The organism is Neobacillus niacini (genome assembly GCF_031456445.1).
Classification (GTDB): Bacteria; Bacillota; Bacilli; order Bacillales; family Cytobacillaceae; genus Neobacillus; species Neobacillus niacini_I.
The window spans coordinates 141298-166787 of sequence record NZ_JAVDUQ010000003.1; the positions used below are offsets into that span (position 1 = coordinate 141298).

Below are 25490 nucleotides of genomic sequence, written 5' to 3' on the forward strand. Positions count from 1 at the left end.
GACGGTAACTTTAAAGGTTTTTCCGTCGATTAACCTCCATTTATTAAACTAAGGATTGTTCAATAATTAAGTGGTCATTTACTTAAGTAATTTCTAAAATTAACAGATTTTAAACAAAATGAGGTTAATCACTACCTAGGAAAGCGCTGAATTTACATTCAGCGCTCTGCCTTTGATTATTTCTACGAATTATTGCCGCTTTTTATTTTCTACGACTTAAAATATGATGTCCATTTTGGAGGAATTGACTGCGAGAATTGCGCATTCTTTCAATTCGTTCCTCAACCATGCGGTCTGCTGCCACATAGGTTGGAACGCCATCGCGTTTTGAAATTTCAATAATTTTCTCTATACTTGTGTAAAGCTGTTCAACCTTTTTCAATGCACGATCATGATTATATCCATAAAGCTCATCCGCGACATTGATTACACCGCCGGCATTGATGACATAATCTGGAGCGTAGACAATCCCCATCTCATGGATAATATCTCCATGCCTTGTATCTTTTAATTGATTATTCGCTGATCCGGCGATTACCTTTGCTTTTAGCTGCGGGATTGTATCATCGTTGATCGTAGCTCCAAGTGCACATGGAGCATAAATATCACATTCTACTCCGTAAATTTCATTAGGGTCAACAGCACGTGCGCCGAAATCTTCTACAGCACGCCCGACCGCTTCCTTGTTAATATCGGTAACAATCAGCTGTGCTCCTTCTTCATGCAGATATTTGCAAAGTGTATAAGCAACATTCCCAACGCCTTGGACGGCTACTACTTTCCCTTCTAATGAGTCAGTACCAAATGCTTCTTTGGCTGCCGCTTTCATCCCTAGGTAAACACCATACGCGGTTACAGGAGATGGATTTCCTGATGAACCGAATGCCGGTGAAATCCCTGTTACATAGTCCGTTTCTTCATGGATTAAATCCATATCTGCTACGGTGGTACCTACATCTTCGGCTGTAATATATCTTCCGTTTAGTCCTTGAATGTAACGTCCAAAAGCACGGAACATTTCTTCATTTTTATCCTTACGAGGATCACCAATGATTACCGTTTTACCACCGCCAAGATTTAGACCTGCCGCAGCATTCTTATAGGTCATGCCTTTAGCCAATCTTAATGCATCTTCAATCGCTGCTTCTTCAGACTCATAAGTCCACATACGTGTGCCGCCCAATGCTGGTCCTAAAGTTGTATCATGAATCGCAATAATTGCTTTTAAACCTGAAGATTTATCCTGACAGAATACTAATTGCTCATAATCATATTTTTCTAAATACTTGAAAATTTCCATATTATTATTCCTCCTCAATATTGAAAAAAACTAGTTTGCCACAGAGCATAATGCTAATGCAAGAGAATATAACTTGCTCTCAGCGGAGTCGGCTCTGGAGGTTAACACAATCGGTGCTTTTGCCCCGGCAATGACGGCTCCAACTTTAGCATTTGCAAAATAAACTAATGATTTATACAATGCGTTTCCAACCTCGATGGCAGGAACGACTAATATATCGGCTTTACCCGCTACTTCACTTTTGATGCCCTTATGCTCGGCAGCTATGACTGAAACAGCATTATCCAATGCAAGCGGACCGTCAACGATGCAGCCGGTAATTTGCCCCCGCCTGTTCATCACAGTTAATGCTGCGGCATCAACTGTTGCCCCCATAGCAGGATTAACCACTTCAACGGCAGCAATCAGAGCTACCTTTGGTGTTTCAATACCAATCCCTTTAGCAATCGCAACAGCATTTTTTATGATTTGCGCCTTTTGCTCCAGATCTGGGGAAATGTTCATTCCCGAGTCGGTTACGATTGTAAAACGGTCCCGATTAGGGATTTCAAACACAGCAACATGCGAAAGAATGTTGCCAGTTCTTAAACCGTATTCCTTATTCAGCACTGACTTTAGAAGAACATTCGTCGGGATATTCCCCTTCATTAACACATCTGCTTCGTTATTTGAAACCGCTTTAACGGCTAATTCGGCAGCCATTTCATTTGTGTCTGCATGAACGATCCTGAGGCTCTTGTCCGGATTTATTTTGTGTTGCTCAGCCTCAATCATACGATGAATTCTTTCCTGGTTTCCGAATAAAATAAAATTAGCAAGATTTCGTTTGATTGCATCCATAACTGCTTCCATTACAACGAAATCCTCCGCAACAGCGACAGCAACAGTATTCTTTTTAAGTTGGGTTGCTCTGTCAATTAGTGAATCCAGCAACAAGTTGTCATCAACCCTTCCATAGCAAAATCAAATTCCGATAAAATAATTTGCAAGATTCATGCCAATATAAAAATATTGAAAGCGCTTTATTTAACCCTCTTTCCATCTGCAATATTTTTCATACCATGAAATTTATTGCGTGCTATTATTTTCAAGTTTATATTTATCGAGTTTATAATATAAATTTCGAACAGATAAACCAAGCGTTTTTGCTGTTAACGTTTTGTTACCCTTTAATCGATTGAGTGTGTTACGAATAATCTTTGTTTCATACTCTTCGACCATTGCTGATAAGGACCGGTCTTGAAAATCTATATTCTCTAAAGTCCCAAATTCCCTGCTAATAGATTTATTATTATTAAGTTCCGGCAGGTGTTTTACATCAATATAGGATTCGTTAAATTTCATAAAAATAATAGCACGCCCGAGGATATTTTCTAGTTCTCTTACATTTCCCGGCCAATCATACACCACTAGGCCCGCCATTGCAGCCTGTGTAACTCCTTCAACATTACGTCCATAATCACGATTAATTTTTTGAATAAGCCGATCACATAATAAGGGAATTTCTTCTTTTCTTCTTTTAAGCGGGGGAATATGTATTGGCATTCGATTCAAACGATAATATAAGTCTTCCCTAAAAGTCCCCTTAGAAATCCCTTTTTCAAGGTTCACATTGGTTGCAGCGATGACTCGGACATTGATCGCAACAGGCTTCGTTCCGCCAACGCGGACGATTTCATTTTCCTGCAAAACCCGGAGTAGTTTTGCCTGAGTGTTTGCCGGAAGTTCACCAATTTCATCAAGAAAAATGCTTCCGTTGTTTGCTTCCTCGAAGAACCCTGTTTTCCCGCCCCTTCTTGCACCGGAAAATGCACCTTCCTCATAACCGAACAATTCACTTTCTAACAATGATTCCGAAATGGCTGCACAATTGACACGAATAAATTTGTTGAATTTTCTGTCACTTGCATTGTGGATCGCATGGGCAAATAATTCTTTTCCAGTTCCGGATTCACCTCGAAGAAGCACGGTAGCAGGAGTTTTGGCCCCGAGTTTGGCCTGCTCAATCGCCAACAGCATTTCCTCTGACTTTCCGATAATATCTTCGAAGGTGTATTTTGCTTCAAGCGTTCGGATAATTTGCCGGGCACGGTGCAACTCCCTGCTCAACGATTTAATTTCTGACATATCGTGGATAACACCCACACTGCCCTTAAGTTTTCCCTTTACAATAATCGGTGCAACATTAACGATTACTTCCTTCTTGCTGGGCCCGACCCTCATAGCGACACCACGAACGGCTCTTCTTGTCTGCAAAACCTTCATATGCATACTTTCACCTTCTGAGATATCGGTCGTCGCAGGCTGTCCAATTACTTGCTCATCTGTCAGCCCGGTTATGCGGGTATAGGCCCGATTAATTAGAATGCCTCGGCCATCTTCATCTACAACGGAAATAGCTTCATCACTGGATTGGATAATGGCTTGCAGCATTGTTTGAATTTCTTTTAAATTGGTAATTTCTTCTGCTAAATTAACAACTTCCGTGATATCTTTAAATACAGCAAAAGCACCGATGAGTGTGCCGTTTTCTTCAATAATCGGAATTCTTGTTGTAATTATTTTTCGGCCATTGCCCAAAACCATTTCCTGGTTAGCTTCAATTCTTCTCGTCTCTAATATAAGTGGGAGCCTGCTCTCTGGTATCACCTCACAGACATATTTTCCAATCGCATCCTCTTTTTTTACTCCCATCATTTCTTCCGCACGGCGATTAAATAGAATAACCATGCCATTTTTATCAATTACTGCCATTCCATCATTCGTGGAGTTGAAGATCAACTCTTGCTGATAGGACTCGTTTTGATGCCTTTTTATCAGATCTTCCTTTTCTTCCATCAGTTTGGATACAAGGAAGGCAACACTTCCGGGAATTAAAATCGTCCCACTTGGTTTTGCCCTCCTTAATTCTTGAAATGCTTTCTCATCACCGGTAACCTCGATAATGATATCGATGTTTTCAGATAAAAAGGGCTGCCAGTCTGTTCCCGTATGAATGCCTTCTTTTTGAGCCAATCGGATACCAGGTGCATCTTTATTACGGTCAACAACCGCTCTAACATTTAAAACCTCCGTTTCTTTTAAAATTTTTAAAATCGCCGTTCCACCTTTTCCGGCACCGACAATCATTACATTTTGCATTTCTTAGCCTCCATTCTTAAAATCAGGAAACTTTTTTCATACACATATAGTGAAAACATGCAAATTTTTTCATGTTTTATTGTATAGTGAATTGTTCATCTTGACAAATATATTCATTGTACTATTATTTTCGTGAGAAGCTTTTTATTTTCAATATATTCGGAAGGAATTTTTTATGCAGCGGATTATTGCACTGATTATATTATTGATTCCGGGTTTCTTGGCTGCATTTGGCATTAAATTAATGCGTGATATGACCTTTGGAATTCTTCAGCCGCCAATTCCCTATTTATCGCTTCAATTTTTAATCGGACTCCTATTCTTTCTTGGCGGTTTGGGATTTGTTGCAGGTTTTATTTTCCATCGTGACCGCAAAAGAAATAAAGTTCAACAACGTTTCAGAGATCCGGGAAAACCACGGTCTAATGGCAGTAAAGAATCTAATTAAAAAGAGACCGCTTAGGGTCTCTTTTCATACTGTTTTCTTATTCGCAATGCCTTAACAGGGTCATCGGTAATCACGGATGTACAGTTAATTTTAAATAACCGATGAAGATCGGCTTCATTATTTACGGTATAAGGTCTTACAGCAATTTCATTTTCCATTGTCTTTGTAATGATTTCATCACTAAGGGTTGCATACTTAGGATGGATTCCTTTTGCTCTGATGGATTGTGCGTACACCCAAGGCATAAATAATCCCTCTAAAAAGAGCGGGGCCGTTTCAATTTCCGGTGCTAGTCTGTAACAATGAACAATACTATAATGATTAAAAGAGGAAATAATGATTCTGTCCGATAGCCTGTAATTTTGGACGAGTTTGATTACTTTTTCCTCCATACCTTCGTAGGCAAAAAGACCATTTTTTAATTCGATATTACATAGCAAAGTATTGGTTTGCATCCACTCAAGAACTTCGATTAAAGATGGAATGATCTCTTTTTTTAAACCCTTTTTATTGGCATTCAGCTTGCGAATATCTTTAAATAAATAATCTTTAACAAACCCGTTTCCGCTTGTGGTCCGGTTCACCTTTTCATCGTGGATGACAACGAGTTCACCATCTTTTGTCAATTGAACATCAAGTTCTAACCCATCCGCTCCTGCCTTTTCTGCTTCATAAAAGGCACTCATGGTATTTTCAGCGAATAAGGAGGAATAACCACGGTGAGCAAAAATTTCTGTCATGCCGTCACTTCCTAACTACTTATTAAAATGGAGGAATTTTATATGAAACCTTTACAAATAACCCCTGAAACAGCGATTAAACTTTCGGAAAAATTAAATGTTCCGATTGAGCAAATTATGCATATGCCGCAGCATATTTTAATACAAAAATTAATGGAATTGGACAAGGAGCAAAAAAAGTAATTTTTAATCTACAGTCCTATCATATGCATCAAATTTTTTGATAACCACCTATTAAAAACGAAAAAGCCTTCATTTCCCAAAAAAAATGAAGGCTTTTTATTATTCTTTTCAAGAAGCCATGTGCTCTAAGCGGAGTTTATCAGCTACCATGGCAATAAATTCAGAGTTCGTTGGTTTTGCTTTTGACATACTGACAGTATAGCCAAAAAGGGAGGAAATCGAGTCGATGTTTCCACGGCTCCAAGCCACTTCAATGGCATGACGAATCGCACGCTCAACACGGCTGGCAGTCGTGTTATATTTTTTCGCAATATCCGGATACAATACCTTTGTAATCGATCCTAAAAGTTCAATGTCATTATAAACCATAGAAATGGCTTCACGTAAATACAAATACCCTTTAATATGGGCAGGAACTCCAATTTCATGGATAATGCTCGTAATACTGGCGTCCAGGTTCTTTGGCTTTTGCTCCGTTTGCACACGGTAGGCTGGTGCAGGAGGTGCTTTCCTTGTCATCGATGCACTTCTGCCGCTAACCTGACGAATGTGGTTTCCTAGGTTTTCCATATCAAAAGGCTTTAAAATAAAATAAGATGCCCCGAGTTCAACGGCCTTCTTGGTAACATCCTCCTGACCAAATGCAGTTAACATAATAACGTTTGGCAAGGCACCTTTCTTCAAATCACGAAGGCGTTCTAAAACAGCTAGCCCATCCAAATGAGGCATAATAATATCTAATACAAGTACATCAGGATCCACAGACCCCAACAAATCTAAACATTCTTGACCATTATGTGCAATCCCTGCAACTTCCATGTCTTCTTGGGATGAAATATACTCCTCTAATAATCCAACTAATTCCCTATTATCATCAACGACGCACACCTTTATTTTCTTCAACACCGTATTCCTCCTCAAATCCATTTGGTCGGTTCCATCAGTAGTCTCTATTTTCTATTGTAAATTAGAAATTCGACAATGCAACTAAAATTCCTTTCATTTTTTTAACATTTCTTAAAATAGTGATAAAATCTTAGTTTTTCTTAGCTTTTCTCTTATTTTCGACGAATTTCGCTTTTTTTGTCGAAAAATCTTTAAATACGTAAAAAACAAATAGGCGAAACCGCCTATTTGTTTCCGCTTTTCGATTTTAACTTGCCTTCTCCTTCGGTGTATCATATATGTTAATTCCTGCTTCATCCAGCATCCATTCTATATGCACTCCGTAGCCTGATGTAGGATCGTTTACAAAAACATGGGTTACAGCACCGACAAGCTTACCATCCTGAATGATTGGACTACCGCTCATCCCTTGAACAATACCGCCTGTTTTTTCAAGAAGTTTTGGATCGGTTACTTTTATGACCATGCCTTTAGTTGCTGGAAACTTTTGCGGAATTGTGTTCACAATTTCAATATCAAATTCTTCAACCTGATCATTGTTTACGACTGTCAAAATTTTAGCAGGTCCTTCTTTTACTTGATTGGATAAAGCAATCGGCAATGGCTTATCCATTATACCATTTTTCAACGATTTATTTAATTTCCCAAATATTCCAAACGGACTATTCTTTTGTATATTCCCAACAATTTCATGATCGGAGGAAAAACGCGCAAGTTTTTCTCCAGGGTCTCCATTACTTCCTTTTTCAATCGATGTAACCGTAGAGCGGACAATTTGACCGTCTTCCACCACGATTGGCTTTTTCGTATCCATATCTGAAATCACATGCCCTAAAGCACCATACTTTTTGGAATCCGGATGAACAAATGTCATCGTTCCAATTCCTGCCGCTGAGTCCCTAATATATAAACCCAGTTTATAACTGTTTTCTCCTTTATCCTTTAATGGGGTGAGTTTTGTGGTAAATTTACCGCTTTCACGACTGATTACCATATTTAAAGCTTTACCATTTTCTCCTGCATCCTGCACGAATGGTGCAACATCTGTCATTTTTTCAATTTTTGTCCCGTTAATTTTTGTGATAATATCTCCAACTTCAATACCAGCCATTTCACCAGGAGATTTTTTCCCATTTAACGTATTGACTAAATGATGCCCGACCACTAAGACACCAACTGTATTTAATTTCACGCCAATGGACTGACCGCCTGGAATTACTCGAAAATCCTTTAAAACCTTTACATCGACCTTTTTAATGGGGATTCCCGCAAATTCTAAAAGCATTTCATTACTGCCATTTTCTTTTGCCTTTAAAGAAACTGAATGTTTATTCTGTGCAAGTGTAATACTTGAATTGTGAGAAACTAAAGCGGCTGACACCGGAGCAGCCTTTTGAAAATTATAATCTTGCCCTTCAAAGACCGTGATGGTCTTTGGTATTTCGAGGTATTGTTTAAGTGGTTGATTGAAAATAAAACTGATTAATGAAACAAGGAGAATTCCACCAATGATTTTTCTAATTATTTCTAATTTCAAATTTTTCACTCTCCTCGCTTCTTGTCCACAACTTCGAAATGGCTACATCTATAATTTTGCCTCGTTGACAATCATTTATAACCGTCCTTCAATATAAAAAAGCTCCCCCTATTGGGAAGCTTTTCAATTTTTTTTATTTTCTGCTGCAAGAAGCAATAATTCCTCAGCATGTTTCTTTGTGAGATCGGTGATTTCAACTCCGGAAATCATCCTGCCGATTTCTTTTATTTTTTCTTCGGCTTTAAGCGGAGCCACAGATGTCTTAGTTCTACCACCTTTAGTAACCTTCGAAATAAACAAATGGGTGTCAGCCATGGCAGCAACCTGCGGTAAGTGGGAGATACATAAAACTTGCGACGTATACGCGACTTTATAAATTTTTTCCGCAATCGCCTGTGCAACCCTGCCGCTAACTCCTGTATCGACTTCATCAAAGATAATCGATGTGACGCCTTGATGTTTTGAAAAGATACTTTTTAAGGCAAGCATAATTCGTGAAAGTTCGCCCCCGGAGGCAATTTTGGATAATGGTTTAAGTGGTTCTCCAGGATTTGTTGAAAGATAAAATTCGATATGGTCGACACCATTTTTTGCAAAATGGTTCATATCCTTCTCAAAACGAATTTCAAAAATCGTTTTTGCCATATATAAATCCTTTAGTTCTTTATGTATAAGCTTTGTCAGCTTATCTGCATACTTTTTACGCAGCTCAGTCAATTGCTTTGCTTCAAGAAGTAAATCTTTTTGGATGGAAGCTAATTCTTTTTCTAACTGATTAATATGTGTTTCTTTATTTTGCAATGTTTCAATTTCTTCTTCAATTTTCGCCATATATTCTAAAATTTCCTGAATCGTTTTTCCATACTTTCGTTTTAACTGATTCATTTCATTCAATCTGTCTTCGATTTCATTTAATCTTTGCGGATCGTATTCCAATGCATCCAATTCATTTCTTAATGTACGTGCAGCATCCTCAAGCTGATAGAAGCTGTTTGAAACCGTCTCATATAAATCTTTATATTCTGTGTCGAGCCCTGCTGCATCCTCCAGATGCCCCATCACCATACTAATCCAGTCCAAACCCTTTTGTTCACCACTTAAGGCGGTATAACTGGATTGAACGGCTTCAAAAACCCGTTCAAAGTTTCCAAGCTTCCGTTTTTCCTCAAATAGTTCATCATCTTCATGAAGCTTTAAATTGGCATTCTGAATTTCATTGAATTGGAATTGTATTAAATCTAGTCGATGTGCTGCCTGCTGTTCATTTTCGCTTAAAGCTTTAAGTTTTTGTAATGTATGTTCATAGCGATGGAATACTTCCTGATATTCACGGAGTGAAGAAATGATTTCTTCAGAACCGAACTGATCAAGTAATGATAAATGCTTGGTTTCATCCATTAATTCTTGGTGCTCATGCTGCCCATGAATATCAATCAATGTCGAACCAATCTCTCTTAAAGTAGAAATAGTCACAAGCTTCCCATTTATTCTGCAAACGCTTTTTCCTGAACGGGAAATATCCCGTCGCAAAACAATCATCCCTTCTTCAATATCAATCCCAAATTCCATTGCCTTTAGATAGCATGGGTGTCCTTCATGATCTAACTGAAAAAGGCCTTCAATTTCAGCTTTTTCTTCACCGTGCCGTACGAATTCTGCAGAACCTCTCCCGCCAACCAATAAATGAATCGCATCAATAATGATGGATTTACCTGCTCCCGTCTCACCAGTTAACACCGTCAAGCCTTTTTCAAAAGAAATGGAAAGAGCTTCGATAATGGCGAAGTTTTTTATCGATAATTCTGATAACAAGGAACATTCCCCCAATTAAAGCATGTCAAGAAACCTGTTTGTAATGATTTCGGTTTGTTCAGGTGTTCGGCAAATAATTAAAATGGTATCATCTCCACAGATGGTTCCCAGCACCTCATCCCAATCAAGATTATCTAGAAGAGCTCCAATTGCCATAGCGTTTCCGGGTAAACATTTCATTACAAGTAAATGACCTGCTGAGTCAATCCGGATAAAAGCATCCATTAAGGATCTTTTTAGTTTTTGCAATGGATTAAATCGTTGATCTGCAGGAAGACTGTATTTGTATCGGCCATCAAGCAAAGGGACCTTCACAAGGTGCAATTCTTTTATATCACGAGAAACAGTAGCTTGTGTCACATTGACACCCGCATTTCTTAGTTCGTCCACTAAATCATCCTGTGTTTCAATATCATTATTGGCAATAATTTCTCTTATTTTAATATGGCGCTGACCTTTATTCATAATTTTTCACCTCGTAAACAGTAAAAACCATTTAAATATTATGTTCAAAAATGTCGCTTCTACCCTTATGTTAGCCGATTTTGCGTTGATTGTCATTTTTTTTCCCAAAACAGAAGGATAAGCAATTTTGCCTATCCTTCGTTTGATTGCTTTGTATGAAATTCCTGATGAGCTTGTTTCACAACCTCAGAAGGATCAAAAGGCAATAAGTTTTGTCCTTTGTCTTCCTCTCCTGTCCAGGAAAGGTGGAGCAGGAATTCAATATTTCCATCTCCCCCGGTGATGGGGGAAAAAGATAAATTTTTCACTTGATATCCTTGCCCAAGAGAAAAATCGATAATTTTTGTAACAACCTGTAAATGCACCTTATCATCGCGGACAATTCCTTTTTTGCCAACTTGCTCCCGGCCTGCCTCAAATTGCGGTTTCACAAGAGCAATAATATCGCTATCAGGAACTAATAACGTTTTTAGCACTGGTAAAATTAAGGTTAATGAAATAAATGATACATCAATGGTTGCAAAATTTGGCATTCCTGCTATTAAATCGGCGGGAGTAACATAACGAAAATTTGTTCTCTCCATTACGACCACACGTTCATCCTGTCGGAGCTTCCAAGCCAGTTGGTTATAACCAACATCCAAGGCATAGGACATTTTTGCTCCGTTTTGCAGAGCACAATCGGTAAATCCCCCTGTAGATGAACCAATATCTAATAAAATCTTATCAGCAACCGATACATCAAATATTTTCAGGGCTTTTTCAAGCTTCAATCCTCCGCGGCTGACATAAGGAATAACGTTCCCTTTAACCGTAAGAGGTATGTCCGTTTTTACTTTTTCTCCAGGTTTATCTAAGCGTTCTTCCTTTGTATAAACCAGACCGGCCATAATGGCTCTTTTTGCTTTTTCCCGTGTTTCAATAAGTCCTCTTTCGACCAGTAAAACATCTAATCGTTCTTTATTTTTCATAATTTAAGCCCTTTGTTGTTTTTTTCGTGCAAGAATCGTTAATCTTTTAACGACTTCCTTAGTGGTCATACCTATTTCCTCAAGCAGGGAACCAACATCACCATGTTCAATAAATCGATCCGGAATTCCTATTCTGTCAATTACCTGATTGTAATAACCATGGTCATGGGCAAATTCAAGTACTGCACTGCCAAAACCACCTTGAATTACAGCTTCTTCTATTGTTAATAGCGGTATATTTTTATCTAAAAAATGAGTCAGCATCTTTTCATCAAGTGGTTTTATAAATCTTGCATTTACTACTTTAACTGAAATTCCCTGCTTTTTGAGAATCTCCGCTGCCTCCATTGCCATTGGTATGGTCGTGCCAAAGGTTAAAATGGCAGCATCATCGCCTTCCCTTAGGACCTCCCATGTTCCAATCGGGATATTTTTTAATTGTTCATCCATCGGTACACCGAGCCCATTTCCACGCGGGAACCTCATTGCGATTGGACCATTATCATAATTAAGTGCTGTATAAACCATATGCTGGCCTTCATTTTCATCCTTCGGCATCATTAAAACAATGTTCGGAACATGTCTTAAAAAGGCAATATCGAAGACACCTTGATGAGTTTCCCCGTCGGCACCTACAAGACCGGCACGATCAATTCCGATGAAAACATTCAAATTCTGGCGGCAAATATCATGGATCACCTGATCATAGGCACGCTGCAGAAAGGTCGAATAGATGGCTAAAAAAGGCTTCATATTTTGAGTTGCCAAGCCTGCAGCAACAGTTGCAGCATGCTGTTCTGCGATACCCACATCATACATCCGTTCAGGGAATTCACTTGCAAATCCCTCCAGTTTAGACCCCACTGGCATTGCCGGGGTAATGGCAACAATTCTATCATCTTGCCGTGCAAGCTTCCGAACCGTTTCACTGACCAAACTGCTCCACGCTGGCGGTGCTTTGTCCGGTTTAACAAACGCCCCCGTATCCATTTTATAGGGTCCAGTCCCATGCCAAGTCCCTTTTTTATCTCGTTCTGCAGGGGTATATCCTTTCCCTTTTTTCGTAATAACATGGAGAAGAACAGGACCCTCTGTTTTTTTGGCATAACTAAGATTCTCAAACAAGTTCTCAAAGCTATGGCCATCAACCGGACCAAGATAGGTAAAGCCCAGTTCTTCAAAAAACACCCCAGATACAAGCAAATATTTTAAACTGTCTTTAATCCTTTCTGCAGTAGCTGCGAGTACACCACCAACAGCAGGAATTTTTTTCAATAATCCTTCAAGTTCATCCTTAGCCCATTGATATTTTCCTGCTGTGCGTAATTGCCCAAGGATATTGTGAAGAGCACCCACATTCGGAGCAATGGACATTTCATTATCATTCAAAATGACAATCATGTCTTTCTTTTCATGACCAATATGATTTAAAGCCTCTAAGGCCATACCGCCCGTCAAGGCGCCGTCCCCAATCACTGGTACTACAAACGATTTTTCCTTTTTTAAATCGCGCGCAATGGCCATACCCATCGCAGCAGAAAGAGAGGTCGAACTATGCCCGGTTTCCCATACATCATGTTCACTTTCTACCCGCTTAGGAAAACCGCATAATCCTTTAAATTGTCTTAATGTATCAAAATCACATGCTCTGCCGGTTAAAATTTTATGAACATAGGACTGATGTCCGACATCCCAAATAATTTTATCTTTCGGACTATTGAAACATTTGTGTAATGCAATCGTTAATTCAACTACACCTAAATTCGGTCCAATATGGCCTCCCGTAACAGACAGCTTTTCAATCAAGAATTGGCGAATTTCTTGACTCAAAACCTCCAATTCTTTATTTGACATCCTTTTTAAAAAGGAAGGGTCTTTAATTGATAACAGATCCATTTGGGACCACTCACTTTCATCCTTTTTCTATCTAAACATTTTGTAAGGTATTGTTTTTCGCTTAAATTTCCTCTATTAAAAAATAGCCGCTAACACACAAGTGATAACGGCATTGTCAACGTTTTCATCATTAAAACACATTATATCATAACGAAATGAATGCCTCAAATACCTATTACGACTCACGCTAATGCCTCGCGCCTCTGCTTCTTAATGGTCTCTGGAAGCCACTAAATCGGTTATTTCCAAAAGGAGGGTTGTATTCAGACCCGTTTGTGCTAAGTAACGCTTAGACTCGTCAATATGATGACGTAATGCCCTTTTAGCCCCGTCCATTGTTAGTAACTGAGGATATGTACTTTTATGATTGGATGTATCACTTCCGACAGGTTTGCCTAATAATTCCGGGTTTCCTTCCAAGTCTAGAATATCGTCCTGTATTTGAAACGCCAATCCAAGATGATGGGCAAAGGCTCTCAAATTTTCCAATTGATCCTCATCTGCTTGTGCAAGTAATGCACCGGCATGAACGCTGAATCCTAAAAGCTTTCCTGTTTTATGAATATGTATATACTCCAGTTCTTCCAAAGAGAGTTCTTTATTTTCCCCTTCCATATCGGCCACTTGACCGCCTACCATGCCTTCCGCTCCAGCCGCTTTCGCAAATTCCGTCACCAATTTTAATTTTGTATCTGAACCTGCCGCATCATTTGGAATCATCCCCATCACTTCAAAGCTATAGGTTAAAAGGGCATCACCGGCTAAAATCGCGATTGCCTCACCAAAAACCTTGTGATTGGTAAGTTTCCCGCGCCTGTAATCATCATCATCCATACTAGGCAGGTCATCATGGATTAATGAATAAGTATGGACCATTTCGACAGCAGCTGCAGCCAGAAGACCTTTTTTCGGGTCAATGCCAAAGGCAGCCAATGTTGCAAAAAGTAATAAGGGGCGAATTCGCTTTCCTCCAGCTTCAAGGGAATAGTGCATCGCTTTTTTTATGATCGGAGGTGCTTCAAGCCGGTCAACCAATTTGCACAGCTCCGCTTCAAGCAGTTGTTTATATTCAAATGCAAATGCATCGAGTAACCGATTTCCCAAAATCTATTCCTCCTCTTTGATTGAAAAGCTTTCCGTTCGTCCATCCTCCGTGATGATTTGCGTTAACTGCTCTTCAACATTTTTTAATTTGTCATGGCATAACTTAGAAAGTTCCATTCCTTGTTTATAAATAAGAATAGCTTCCTCTAATGGAACATCTCCTTCTTCAAGCCTATCCACAATTTGCTCTAATTTATTCATTGCTTCCTCAAAGGAAATTTGTTTTTCATCCGTCACTTTTTTCACTCTCCTTTTTATCCTCAACCTTGCAAACTAAGCTGCCGTCCGTTAATTGGATTTGGATTAATTCATCCTTTACTACATGATGAACACTTTTTATAAGCCGGTTGTCATCCGTATAAACAAGACTGTAACCCCGTTCCATTATTTTTAAAGGACTTAAAGCATTTAACGTGGAAAGGATTCGAGCAAATTCGGTCTGTTTTTTCGTTAAAATTTGCAGGATTGACCGATTCATTTCTTTTTGTGTCTGGTTAAATTGTTTTTCCGCCTCAAGTAATAATACTTTCGGAGATTTTAATTGCAGTCTCTTATTAAGCGTTTCGTATTGTCCTGTTTTTAAAGCTGCGAGACGGGAAAGACCACGTTCAAGTGAATCTGTTAATTTATCCACTTGTTCAAGTTTTTGTTCGTAAAGCCGAAGTGGATAACGAAAAGCATAGGATTTTTGCACCCGGGCAAAACGCTGCTTTTCTGTTCGAAATTTTTCATTCATCGCTCTTAAAAGCCGTGTTTGACGCTGCAAGACCCTTTCCATTAGCTCTTCAATATGCGGTACGGCCAATTCTGCTGCAGCCGTTGGGGTGGGCGCGCGCAGGTCGGCAACAAAATCAGCAATGGTAAAATCTGTTTCATGGCCTACAGCAGAGATAATGGGTATGGCAGAAGTATAAATAGCCCGGGCTACTAATTCTTCGTTAAAAGCCCACAACTCCTCAATTGAACCCCCGCCCCGCCCGACGATAAGCACATCAATTTCCGCCATTTTATTTGCTTTTTCAATCGCCCTGGCAATCGATGGTGCAGCATTTTCGCCTTGAACAAGCGCAGGGAGAACTAGGATACTGACAATTGGATAGCGTCTTTTAATGGTGGTAATAATATCCCTAATAGCCGCTCCTGTTTGAGAGGTGATAACCCCAACCGTTTTCGGGTAGGCAGGAATCGGTTTTTTTTTATCTAATGCAAATAATCCTTCCGCTTCAAGCCTTTTTTTTAGCTGTTCATAGGCTAAAAAAAGCTCTCCAATTCCGTCAGGGCGCATTTCTTTTATATAAATTTGATATTGTCCGCTTGGTTCATAGACAGATATGTCACCTTTGACAATAACCTTCATTCCATTTTCAGGTGAAAATTTCATCGTCCTCGAATGGCTGGAAAACATGACGGCCAGAATGCGCGCTTTTTCGTCCTTTAGGGTAAGATACATGTGCCCGCTCGAATGTTGTTTAAAATTCGAAATTTCACCACGGACATGGACATCCTGTAAATGGGGATCAGCATCAAATTTTCTTTTTATGTATTTTGTTAAAGCATTAACAGATAAGAACCTTTGCTCCTGCATAGCTAACTCCTTTAGAGTTTTTTACATAACAAAAACTGTCCTTATCCATTATATATATAGTTCTTCATTTTGTCCGCAATCTATGGGAAACGAAGATAAATATACAAATAAGATAAGGACCACCTGAGTAAGTTCTATAATTTACTACTTATACTTATTCCTTCGGAAGCTTTTCTTTCACTTTTGAAAGAACACTATTTATAAAGCGGCTTGATTGTTCATCCCCGTATATTTTCGAAATTTCAATCGCTTCATCTAAAGTGACATTTTCCGGAACTTCATTTCGAGCAAAGTTTAATTCGTACACTGCAATTCTCAACAGGTTTCTGTCGACAACAGCCACGCGCTCTAACGTCCATTTTTCTAAATTTTCCTTAATCAGCTGATCAATTTTATCCTTTTGCTCGACGACTCCTAAAACAAGTCGGTTTAAATAGTCGTCATTAGCTTCCCCGTCCAAAACATGTTCAATTGCCGATGCCGGATCCACATTACTTACATCGATTTGGAAAAGGGCTTGTAATGCCTTTTCTCTAGCTGTTCTTCTCTTCATTATTTAGTTAACTCCTTTTAGAGACATTTATAAACGTTTGTCCATTTATTTTCCATTATTTTAGTTTGTCAATCACATAAAAAATATAATAGCATAACTAAAAATGATTCGCACTGTACGAGCAAAAATTTTTTAAATAAGGCTACCCAGAAAATAAAAAACCAAAGGATTTTCTCCTTTGGTTTTAGCTATTATAGTTCTTGTTCGATTTCAGGCTCATTTTTTAGGTTTTCAAATTGGATACCTACTACGTGAATATTGATTTCTTCGGCATCTAAGGCAGTCATATTTAATAAAGCTTGTCGTATATTATCTTGAATCTTTTGGGCAACTGCAGGAATGGAGACCCCAAATTTCATTACACAATATACATCTACTTTGATTCCTGATTCCGTTAAATCGACTTTAACACCTTTTCCATGATTCTTTTTCCCTAACCGCTCTACAACACCAGCGGCAAAGTTTCCCCTCATGGAGGCTACACCTTCTACCTCTGAAGCAGCAATCCCTGCAATTACTTCAATCACTTCCGGAGCAATTTCCACTTTACCAAGCCCGTGGTTTCCTTGCTCCATTTCCAAGATACTAAACTCACTCATTTAAGAACACCTCCAGATTTTAGACTGACTTCATCACATCGTGCAATTCTAAAAACTTCGTATTGAACTGTCCTTCTACAAATTTTTCATGTTCTAGAAGTTTTAAATGAAACGGAATCGTCGTATGAATTCCTTCAACAATAAATTCACTTAAAGCCCGTTTCATTCTTGCAATTGCTTCTTCCCTGGTGTTTCCATATGTGATGACTTTCGCAATCATGGAATCGTAGTAAGGCGGTATTGAATATCCCGGATAGGCAGCAGAATCAACCCGAACCCCTAAGCCTCCAGGAGGTAAATACATATGAATCTTGCCTGGGGATGGCATAAAGTTTTTCTCCGGATTTTCTGCATTGATACGACATTCAATGGCCCAACCCGTGAAAGTAACATCCTGTTGTTTTAAAGATAATTTTTCTCCGGAAGCTACTCGAATTTGTTCTTTAATGAGATCGGTTCCAGTGACCAATTCAGTTACAGGATGCTCCACCTGTATTCTTGTATTCATTTCCATAAAATAAAATTTTCGATTGCGGTAGTCATATATAAATTCTACCGTGCCTGCACCAGAATAATCAACTGCTTTCGCCGCTTTTACAGCTGCATTACCCATTTCCTCACGAATTTCCCCATCTAAAGCAGGTGAAGGGGTTTCTTCGAGCAATTTCTGCAGTCTCCGCTGGATGGAACAATCCCTTTCACCCAAATGGATCGTGTTTCCATAATTATCCGCAAGCACTTGAATTTCAACATGGCGGAAATCCTCAATATATTTTTCAATATATACACCAGGGTTCCCAAAGGCTGTTAACGCTTCCTGCTGGGTGATATTAATCCCCTTGATTAATTCCTGCTCATTCTTGGCGATACGAATCCCTTTACCGCCACCGCCGGCTGTAGCTTTAATGATAACCGGATAATTAATTTTTTCTACAAGTTCTAGTGCCTCATCAATATTCTCGATGATTCCGGTTGAGCCAGGAACAATTGGAACCCCCGCTTCCCGCATGGTTTCTCTTGCGATATCCTTTGTTCCCATTTTGGTAATGGCTTCAGGGCTTGGGCCCACAAATGTGATATTGCAATCACGGCAAAGCTCAGCAAAATCTGCATTTTCTGCTAAAAAACCATAACCAGGGTGAATCGAATCACAGGCGGTTAATTTTGCTACACTTATAATATTGGTAAAGTTTAAATAACTATCTTTTGATGAGGTAGGTCCAATACAATAGGCCTCATCTGCTAATTGTACATGCAGTGCTTCACGGTCTGCTTCAGAAAATACGGCTACTGTTTCAATCCCCATTTCCCGGCAGGCACGAATAATTCTGACTGCAATTTCTCCTCTGTTTGCAATTAACAGCTTCTTTATCATTCTGTTATCGCTCCTTATTCAGGCTTTACTAAAAATAATGGCTGTCCGTATTCAACTAATTGTCCATCTTTCGCAAGAACTTCGACAATTTCTCCGTTTACTTCTGCTTCAATTTCATTAAACAATTTCATTGCCTCAACGATACAAACGATGGAATCCTTTGAAACCTTTGAACCTATTTTAACATAGACATCAGCATCTGGTGATGGGGAGGCATAGAAAGTCCCTACCATTGGAGAAGTAATTTTGTGAAGGTTAGAAGTATCCGCTTGATCAGAAGCTTCTGTTACCGGCTCTTGTTTCATTTCTTGAACCTGTGCAATTGGTGCTGCCGGTTGAACAGGTGCTGCTTGGGCGGCTTGAACAACTTGGGCTGTAGGAACTTCAGTATGTACGACAGGTTGTACCGTAGTGACGACAGAAGTCACACTTTTCTTCATTTGGATTTTTGAACCCTCATTTTCATAAACAAATTCATCAATACTAGACTGATCTACTAATTTAATTAATTCGCGAATTTCTTGTACCTTTAACATTGAGTAACACTCCTTGTACTACTATATTAAGACTAGCTACTAATACTATACGATACTATCTTATAAAAGTTCAACAACCTAAATCTTTTATCCTTCTTCAATCACCATCAAAATCATTTTAATATTTATTTATCTAAAAGTAAAAAAAGGGTGAGAAAGTGTGTGATAGGCACCGCCCGTGGACATTCCTGCAAAGCTGTCCATACTGGATGGATACTAAAAAAATGAAAGAAGGAAAGTTTGAACTTTCCTTCTTTGGGGTCTGTTTCTATTTTGAAGGCTGGAATTCAACGGCAACGTAATTAGTATCGCCAATTTCCTTTTTAACCTGTTGAATAATATCATTTGCTGCAGTAGCAGATGGTTTTTTCTTTGATTTTACTGTCACCCGTACCTGGCTTCCGTCTGCTCTGACAAGGGCATCTTCATAGCCCTTCGCTTTGATTAATGTTTCAAGAATTTCTTCCTTCCGGGCTGTTTGGTTTAGTTTTTGCATTTGATCATATGCCTTGCTTCTTTCATCAGCAGGGAGGTCAGTACTTGCCAATACAGTATTTAACTCCTCCTGCTGCTGACTGCGGTCGTCTTCCAATTTTATACGAAGTGCTTCAAATTCATCATCGCCGGCAACTTGGGAAATAATTGTCTTTTCATCCTTCGTTTCTGTTTTTGTGCTTGCTTTTGATTTTGAATTCATTTCTTTTTGATCCATTTGATCTTTTGCTTTTTGTTGTACAGCAGTAAGTTCATTGCTATTTTTTTGCTCTGGAGAAGTAATATAATACACCGATAATACAACCACCAAACTTAACATTGTTAATAACCAAACCGTTTGTTTTTTCAAAAGCATGAATAAATCCCCCTCTTATTTTTTTGGCATGACAGCAACACGGTGGCTTGGTACTCCTAGCGCCCTTGTTACTGCTTCAATAATCCATTTTTTCACTTGAATATTTTCTGCGCCGCGTGCAACCACGAGGACACCGCGGATTGCAGGTTTTTTTGTTTCAACCACAATCGGAGTCTCTTTTTCTCCGTCCCGGATGATGACAAGTTGTTCATCTGTCGAGGAATCCTGAACCTTTCGCTGTCCGCCTTCGCGATCAGTTTCTTCTGTTGTTTGTGATTTCGTTACCCGATTCTTTTCAAGCACCCTTTGATCCGTGGAATCAATGTTCACTACGACCGTGACATCTTTGACTCCGAGCATATTCTCTAACGCCTTTTTCAACTGCTCTTCATAAGCTTGTTCGTATTCATGGATGGTTTTATTTCCAGTTGATTTCCCCAATCCAAAGGCCGGTACATCACTCGCTGGCTGATTATCACTTTTCATGGCTGGAACATCTGGTGCGCTTGAGTCCGTTTTAAACAGGACATTTCCAACAAGCATGAAGGCTGCCCCGATACAGAGAACAAGGAGCATATACTGATATTTGCCTGCTTTTTTACTGGTGCCTCCATCTTTTTTAAGCAAATTCTTTAACCATGATAATGGTCCTTGGTTTTTATCCATTTTTGTTATTAATCCCCCCTTCAATCGAAACTTCTAGTGATTCTTTAGCAACATCCCATTTCTGAGAAAGAAAGGCAGTAACCTTTGCTGTGTCTTCTGCTGAATCATTGGATGAAAGAGGTGTTTCTGTGTTGATGTCCACTCGTTTTATCGCTTCAACTGTTTTTACTGACGTTTCTGGATGCTTCAGAAGAACCGTTATCTTTTGGATGTTTTCAGGGAAGGCTTGGTCACTTTCTTCGTTCGTTGCGATATCTATGTCTGCAATTTCTAATCCGTATTTTTCCATCAACTCCTTCTTAACGTCCTTTTTTAATTGGACACGCATTTGTTCTAAAATATATGCATGTCCATAGTCTTGTATTTCTTTTTTCTTTGAATCTATTAAATTTTTTATATTTTTTTCTCCCGGGGTTTGATTTGCTGGGATCGACACAAGCGTTGTTTCAAAATCTTTGGAGATTAATTTAAAAATTGGAGTAAGGATTATGGCGATTAACAATAACCCCGTTACCATCTTTACGTATTTCTGCATACTGGAATTGGGAAGAAGCATATCGACTACAGTAGCCAGCAGGACAAATAGAATAATATTCGTTACCCACTCTTTTATAAACTCCATATTGCTCCCCCCCTATCGCATCATCATGGTCAGATTTCCGGCCGCAACAATCACCGTTATACTTAAAAAAAACATCAATGAAACAATACCCAATGCAGCAAAAACATAGATCACACTCTTGCTGATAATATCAAGACAGTTGATTATCGGACCGCCGCCTAATGGCTGCAAAATAGCAGCAGCAAATTTATAAATAAACGCAATCATTAGTATTTTTAAAGCCGGGAATGCAACGATAATTAACAGGATTGCCACTCCGGCTATTCCGACCGTATTTTTTAAAAGAGTCGAAGCACTGATGATTGTGTCAGATGCATCGGTAAAAATTCTGCCAATAACAGGGATAAAGTTCCCCGTTATAAATTTTGCTGTTCGAATTGCCACTCCGTCGGTAACTGCAGCCGAGGCCCCTTGTACGGATATAACCCCAAGAAAGACCGTTAAGAAAAGTCCCATTAATCCGATACTCCAGTTTCGAAGCAGCTGCGCAAGCTGAGTGACCTTATACTGATCTGACATGGTGCTTACAATACTTAGCAATGTCGCCAAGAAAAGAAGCGGAAGAATAACATATTGCATAAACAAACCACTCGTATTCATTAAAAAAAGGATCACCGGATGAAAAAATGCTGCAGATACAACTCCACCTGTTGCTGCAATTAAAGCTAAGAGAAGCGGAATAAGTGCCAGCACAAAAGAAATCATCGTCCCAATGGCTTCGTTCGTATAATTGATCACAACATGGAAACTGTTTAAAGCAAGAATCACCAGGACCATATAAACGATTGCATAAGCTACTTTACTAATGGCACTTTTTTCAAAGGCATTCTGCATGGACTGTAGAAACATGCTGAAAACGGTAAGCATAATGATCGATCCAAGCAACTTTCCATTCGCAACAAATTCATGAAAAGCAAACTTTAAAACCCCCTGCCCCCATTGTTTGAAAGAGAACTTTTTCTCTCCTTTGATAAATTCATAAAGACTTCCTTTCTGGCTTTCTGGAAGGAAACCGTCGTATTTAGTCTGAATATCTTCCCAAAACTGCTTGAGTTCTGTTAAATCCATTGTTTTCAGCTGGGAATCTACCAATTCTTGAGGTGTAAGAGGCGTAGAAGTTTGATTTGTATCTTGTGAGGCTTGGACAATTGGAACGTTTAAAAAAAAGACTAATAGAATGATAATTGGAATAATCCGCCACCATTGCTTCATTTAGAATTTCACCTCTATTTTAAAAAGAAATTGGCGTCTTTAGCTGGGTATCAGTTTTATTATGGTTTCAATCATGACAGTTAGTATGGGAATGGCCATGGCAAGGATTAAAATTTTTCCTGCTAACTCAATTTTTGACGATAGTGCTCCTTGACCGGCATCCTTTGTAATTTGAGAAGCAAATTCAGCAATATAAGCAATTCCAATGATTTTAAGAATCGTTTCCACATAGACCAAATTCACATTTGCATTAACGGCCAGCTTTTCAAGCATGTGAATAATTTCATAAATCTTATCAACTAAAAATAAAAAAATGGTGCAGCCGACAAATACGATTAAGAGAAAAGCAAAATTGGGTTTCTGCTCTTTTATGATTAATGCAAGAAAGGTTGCCACTAGAGCCAACCCAATTATTTTTACGATTTCAATGGCAGAGCCCCCCCTTCTATTGGAACAAGAATACAGATTTTATTTTTTGGAAAAGGTCATCAACGATGGATGCAACTTGAAATAAAATATAGATAAAACCAAATAACGTCACCCACTGGGCGTATTCCTTTTTGCCGACTTGGTCCAGGACTGTATGCAAAAATGCAACGACAATCCCCACCCCCGCTATTTTAAAAATAATATCCACTTCTAACCCCATTGCAGTTCCCCCTAGAATAATAAAATGATCAATAACAATCCTGACAGGAATCCCAGGCTTTTTACCATTTTTTCGTATTTTGACTGCTTATCAAGCGCATCTGCTTCTTCCCTCTCTAAATGAGAAAGAGTAAGCATAATATGTTTTTGCTGGGAATAGCGGTCATGGCGGCCAAGAGTTTCCCCAAATTGCTTCATAATTTCGAATTCACCTTGCTTTAACGCTGTAAATTTCCAAACCTCTTTCAAACTTGATTCCCATGCCTCTTTTACCGTTGTTTCTGAATCTGTAAGTTTCTTTGCAAAGGCTTCGAAAAAACCGGATAAAGGTTTTGAGAGTTGGTCAGAGAGCCTTCTTGCCGCTTCATGCAACGGCGTGTGTCCATACATGATTTCAGCTTCAAGTGATTGCAGACTTGAGCGCAGCAATCGAAGCTGCCTTGGTCGTTCACTGAAATTCCGTGATGCTTCAAAGCCCGTCCAAGTGGTTGCAACAATAATGAAAATGGCACCAATCATTTTAATCATTTATGTCACTCTCACTTTTTGAATCAGTTCTTTTCCCTCACCATCCAGTAGATGTGTAACCGTTCCAGGTCCTTTATCCCTGCTAAGGACAATAAATCGGCAAAAGATTTTTTGCTCAAGTATTCCCTTAAGTGAGGGCCTATTTTTTATTTCATGCAAATTTGTTCCATGGGTGGTCATCATAAGTTTTATTCCCGCATGTACTGCCTCTTGGATCGCCTCCGCATCTTCCCTACGGCCAATTTCATCCACGATTAAAACATCCGGACTCATCGAGCGAATCATCATCATCATTCCTTCTGCTTTGGGACAGGCATCCAAAACATCGACACGATGCCCAAATGTCAGCTGCGGCACGCCGTTCACACACCCGGCTATTTCACTTCGTTCGTCAACAATACCCACCTTATTTGCCAGGATTCCTTTTGAATGAACCCCGGTGGAAATGATTCGGGCAAAATCACGTAACAACGTTGTTTTCCCTGTTTGCGGAGCGCCAATCACCATCGTATTCATCCAGGTATCCTTATAAATAGAGGAAATGAATGGTTCCGCAATCCCCACCTTCTCCCTGGCAATCCGAATATTAAAAGAAGAAATATCTCTAATTGCCTTGACCCTTCCATCCTCGAGAATGACCTTTCCGGCAAGACCAATCCGATGCCCGCCGGAAACGGTGATATATCCCCGTTTTAGCTCTTCCTCAAGGGTATAGATGGAAAAATGGCTTATTTTATTCATTAAATGGAAGGCATCTTCCTGCTGGATTCGATACGATAGGAATAGGGGAGCTCCTTTCGTCATAATTTCAATTGGCCGATTTATGCGAATTCGGATTTCTTCGAGCTCTTCTTTTTGACTAGGAGGGAGTTTATTGATAAGGTCTGCAATATTTTTGGGTAAGAAATGAAGAATCGTTTCCACAATGAATCCTCCTTGTTTTTGCTTGTCTCATTATTTAAAATGTATGCCTTTTAAGGCGCAATATGACTTTCAAATCAGCCAATTCTTTCAAAATTTCCTAATATACTATTTTTGCGAGTGAAATGATAGAAGGTAATGAAGCCCTTTTAGGAATACTTCCTTCTAACCGGCAGTAATTTTATAAAAAGAATATTGGAGAGGTGGAATCTTCAGATGTATCGTTACTCGCAGCCGGAGCGTACTGGTAAAAATCATCTAAAGGTCACGGGTGAGGGGGAGCTCTCGGCGGCACCTGATATGGCCTCCGTGAATTTGGGGGTCATGACGGAGAATAAGGTGCTAATGGATGCTCAGCAGCAAAATACAGAGGCCGTTAACAAGCTGATACCAACACTTATATCCTTAGGCATTCCAAGGACAAATCTACAAACCTTTGATTACCGGATTGATTCGGAATATGATTTCGAACAAGGAAAACAAATTTTTCGTGGCTTTAAGGTTACTTATATTCTTCAAGTAAAATTAGCGGATTTAACAATGATTGGAAGAGTCATTGATTCGGCTGTTCAAAATGGGGCGAACTATGTAGCAAATGTCCAATTTTCACTAAAAAATAAAGAAGGCATTTATCAAAAAGCACTGTCTCTCGCTTTAAAGAATGCCGTTGAAAAAGCAAAAGCGATCGCAAATACATTAAGGATCACTATTAACCCCATTCCAATTTCAGTGGTAGAAGGGGGGACACTGCCTCCGCCGATTTTAAATCCACATATGACCTATGTGAAAGGAATCAGCTCCACCCAAATTGAACCGGGAGAACTTTTAATTAAGGCATCCGTAACAGCAGAATTTGAATTTTAAAAAAGGATGGAATCGGAGTTACACCGAT

The 25490-nt window shown here is 39.2% G+C and carries 28 protein-coding genes; 3 read left to right on the plus strand and 25 right to left on the minus strand.

Features of this window, described 5'->3' with window-relative positions; all coding sequences use genetic code 11:
• Positions 1-202: 202 nt before the first annotated feature.
• The 3 genes from bcd to J2Y67_RS05410 form a co-directional block, all read right to left on the minus strand.
• Positions 203-1300 (minus strand): branched-chain amino acid dehydrogenase, encoded by a 1098-nt coding sequence (gene bcd / locus J2Y67_RS05400; protein WP_310171514.1) that lies wholly within the window; start codon positions 1298-1300, stop codon positions 203-205.
• Between the two features lie 30 nt (positions 1301-1330).
• Positions 1331-2236 (minus strand): phosphate butyryltransferase, encoded by a 906-nt coding sequence (gene yqiS / locus J2Y67_RS05405; RefSeq protein ID WP_310171516.1) that lies wholly within the window; start codon positions 2234-2236, stop codon positions 1331-1333.
• A 132-nt stretch (positions 2237-2368) separates the two neighbouring features.
• Positions 2369-4441, minus strand: coding sequence for a sigma 54-interacting transcriptional regulator (locus J2Y67_RS05410; protein ID WP_310171519.1), 2073 nt, complete (start codon positions 4439-4441; stop codon positions 2369-2371).
• Positions 4442-4616: 175 nt separating this feature from the next.
• Between J2Y67_RS05410 and J2Y67_RS05415 the strand changes: the two genes are divergently transcribed.
• Positions 4617-4889, plus strand: coding sequence for a DUF2627 family protein (locus J2Y67_RS05415; RefSeq protein ID WP_310171521.1), 273 nt, complete (start codon positions 4617-4619; stop codon positions 4887-4889).
• An 11-nt stretch (positions 4890-4900) separates the two neighbouring features.
• On the opposite strand, the gene J2Y67_RS05420 is transcribed toward J2Y67_RS05415, so the two are convergent.
• Positions 4901-5629, minus strand: a complete 729-nt coding sequence (locus J2Y67_RS05420; protein WP_310171523.1) for a glycerophosphodiester phosphodiesterase — start codon at positions 5627-5629, stop codon at positions 4901-4903.
• 42 nt (positions 5630-5671) lie between these two features.
• Between J2Y67_RS05420 and J2Y67_RS05425 the strand changes: the two genes are divergently transcribed.
• The gene (locus tag J2Y67_RS05425) at positions 5672-5812 is read left to right on the plus strand and encodes a YycC family protein (protein WP_133335711.1); all 141 of its coding nucleotides are present in this window, start codon (positions 5672-5674) and stop codon (positions 5810-5812) included.
• 108 nt (positions 5813-5920) lie between these two features.
• Here J2Y67_RS05425 and spo0A read toward each other — a convergent pair whose 3' ends face one another.
• From spo0A to spoIIIAA, 21 genes are all read right to left on the minus strand, one after another.
• The gene (spo0A, locus tag J2Y67_RS05430; RefSeq protein WP_310171729.1) at positions 5921-6715 is read right to left on the minus strand and encodes a sporulation transcription factor Spo0A; all 795 of its coding nucleotides are present in this window, start codon (positions 6713-6715) and stop codon (positions 5921-5923) included.
• A 250-nt stretch (positions 6716-6965) separates the two neighbouring features.
• Positions 6966-8264 carry a SpoIVB peptidase gene (spoIVB, locus tag J2Y67_RS05435; RefSeq protein ID WP_396954045.1) on the minus strand — a complete coding sequence of 433 codons (1299 nt, stop codon included), beginning with the start codon at positions 8262-8264 and terminating at the stop codon, positions 6966-6968.
• Between the two features lie 114 nt (positions 8265-8378).
• The gene (recN, locus tag J2Y67_RS05440) at positions 8379-10067 is read right to left on the minus strand and encodes a DNA repair protein RecN (RefSeq protein WP_310171526.1); all 1689 of its coding nucleotides are present in this window, start codon (positions 10065-10067) and stop codon (positions 8379-8381) included.
• Positions 10068-10082: 15 nt separating this feature from the next.
• Positions 10083-10532 (minus strand): transcriptional regulator AhrC/ArgR, encoded by a 450-nt coding sequence (gene ahrC, locus J2Y67_RS05445; RefSeq protein WP_071357002.1) that lies wholly within the window; start codon positions 10530-10532, stop codon positions 10083-10085.
• A 131-nt stretch (positions 10533-10663) separates the two neighbouring features.
• On the minus strand, positions 10664-11503 hold the full coding sequence (locus tag J2Y67_RS05450) for a TlyA family RNA methyltransferase (RefSeq protein ID WP_310171528.1): 840 nt from the start codon (positions 11501-11503) through the stop codon (positions 10664-10666).
• Between the two features lie 3 nt (positions 11504-11506).
• Positions 11507-13399 (minus strand): 1-deoxy-D-xylulose-5-phosphate synthase, encoded by a 1893-nt coding sequence (gene dxs, locus J2Y67_RS05455; RefSeq protein WP_310171529.1) that lies wholly within the window; start codon positions 13397-13399, stop codon positions 11507-11509.
• 210 nt (positions 13400-13609) lie between these two features.
• A complete protein-coding gene (locus tag J2Y67_RS05460; RefSeq protein ID WP_396954046.1) occupies positions 13610-14503 on the minus strand; it encodes a polyprenyl synthetase family protein in 894 nt (297 codons plus the stop codon).
• Positions 14504-14506: 3 nt separating this feature from the next.
• Complete coding sequence (locus J2Y67_RS05465; protein WP_310171531.1) at positions 14507-14740, minus strand: exodeoxyribonuclease VII small subunit; 234 nt, start codon at positions 14738-14740, stop codon at positions 14507-14509.
• On the minus strand, positions 14730-16088 hold the full coding sequence (gene xseA, locus J2Y67_RS05470) for an exodeoxyribonuclease VII large subunit (protein WP_310171533.1): 1359 nt from the start codon (positions 16086-16088) through the stop codon (positions 14730-14732). The genes J2Y67_RS05465 and xseA overlap by 11 nt, the downstream gene beginning before the upstream one ends.
• Before the next feature lie 154 nt (positions 16089-16242).
• Entirely contained in the window at positions 16243-16641 is a 399-nt protein-coding gene (nusB, locus tag J2Y67_RS05475) for a transcription antitermination factor NusB (RefSeq protein ID WP_310171535.1), read from the minus strand.
• 191 nt (positions 16642-16832) lie between these two features.
• Entirely contained in the window at positions 16833-17240 is a 408-nt protein-coding gene (locus tag J2Y67_RS05480; RefSeq protein ID WP_310171537.1) for an Asp23/Gls24 family envelope stress response protein, read from the minus strand.
• A gap of 19 nt (positions 17241-17259) precedes the next feature.
• Positions 17260-18615, minus strand: coding sequence for an acetyl-CoA carboxylase biotin carboxylase subunit (accC, locus tag J2Y67_RS05485; RefSeq protein ID WP_310171539.1), 1356 nt, complete (start codon positions 18613-18615; stop codon positions 17260-17262).
• Between the two features lie 14 nt (positions 18616-18629).
• Positions 18630-19151, minus strand: a complete 522-nt coding sequence (gene accB / locus J2Y67_RS05490; protein WP_310171541.1) for an acetyl-CoA carboxylase biotin carboxyl carrier protein — start codon at positions 19149-19151, stop codon at positions 18630-18632.
• A gap of 268 nt (positions 19152-19419) precedes the next feature.
• Positions 19420-20001 carry a SpoIIIAH-like family protein gene (locus J2Y67_RS05495; RefSeq protein ID WP_310171543.1) on the minus strand — a complete coding sequence of 194 codons (582 nt, stop codon included), beginning with the start codon at positions 19999-20001 and terminating at the stop codon, positions 19420-19422.
• A gap of 15 nt (positions 20002-20016) precedes the next feature.
• Complete coding sequence (gene spoIIIAG, locus J2Y67_RS05500; protein ID WP_310171544.1) at positions 20017-20667, minus strand: stage III sporulation protein AG; 651 nt, start codon at positions 20665-20667, stop codon at positions 20017-20019.
• A complete protein-coding gene (spoIIIAF, locus tag J2Y67_RS05505; protein ID WP_310171546.1) occupies positions 20660-21289 on the minus strand; it encodes a stage III sporulation protein AF in 630 nt (209 codons plus the stop codon). Before spoIIIAF ends, spoIIIAG begins: the two co-directional genes overlap by 8 nt.
• Before the next feature lie 12 nt (positions 21290-21301).
• Positions 21302-22501: a stage III sporulation protein AE gene (gene spoIIIAE / locus J2Y67_RS05510; RefSeq protein WP_310171549.1), complete on the minus strand. Its 1200-nt coding sequence runs from the start codon at positions 22499-22501 to the stop codon at positions 21302-21304.
• A gap of 39 nt (positions 22502-22540) precedes the next feature.
• A complete protein-coding gene (spoIIIAD, locus tag J2Y67_RS05515; RefSeq protein WP_310171733.1) occupies positions 22541-22930 on the minus strand; it encodes a stage III sporulation protein AD in 390 nt (129 codons plus the stop codon).
• Between the two features lie 16 nt (positions 22931-22946).
• Positions 22947-23150, minus strand: coding sequence for a stage III sporulation protein AC (spoIIIAC, locus tag J2Y67_RS05520; protein ID WP_007084610.1), 204 nt, complete (start codon positions 23148-23150; stop codon positions 22947-22949).
• A gap of 11 nt (positions 23151-23161) precedes the next feature.
• Positions 23162-23677 carry a stage III sporulation protein SpoIIIAB gene (gene spoIIIAB / locus J2Y67_RS05525; RefSeq protein WP_310171550.1) on the minus strand — a complete coding sequence of 172 codons (516 nt, stop codon included), beginning with the start codon at positions 23675-23677 and terminating at the stop codon, positions 23162-23164.
• Positions 23678-24601, minus strand: coding sequence for a stage III sporulation protein AA (gene spoIIIAA, locus J2Y67_RS05530; protein ID WP_310171552.1), 924 nt, complete (start codon positions 24599-24601; stop codon positions 23678-23680).
• A gap of 213 nt (positions 24602-24814) precedes the next feature.
• On the opposite strand from spoIIIAA, the gene J2Y67_RS05535 reads away from it, so the two are divergent.
• Entirely contained in the window at positions 24815-25462 is a 648-nt protein-coding gene (locus J2Y67_RS05535) for an SIMPL domain-containing protein (protein WP_310171554.1), read from the plus strand.
• Positions 25463-25490: the final 28 nt, after the last annotated feature.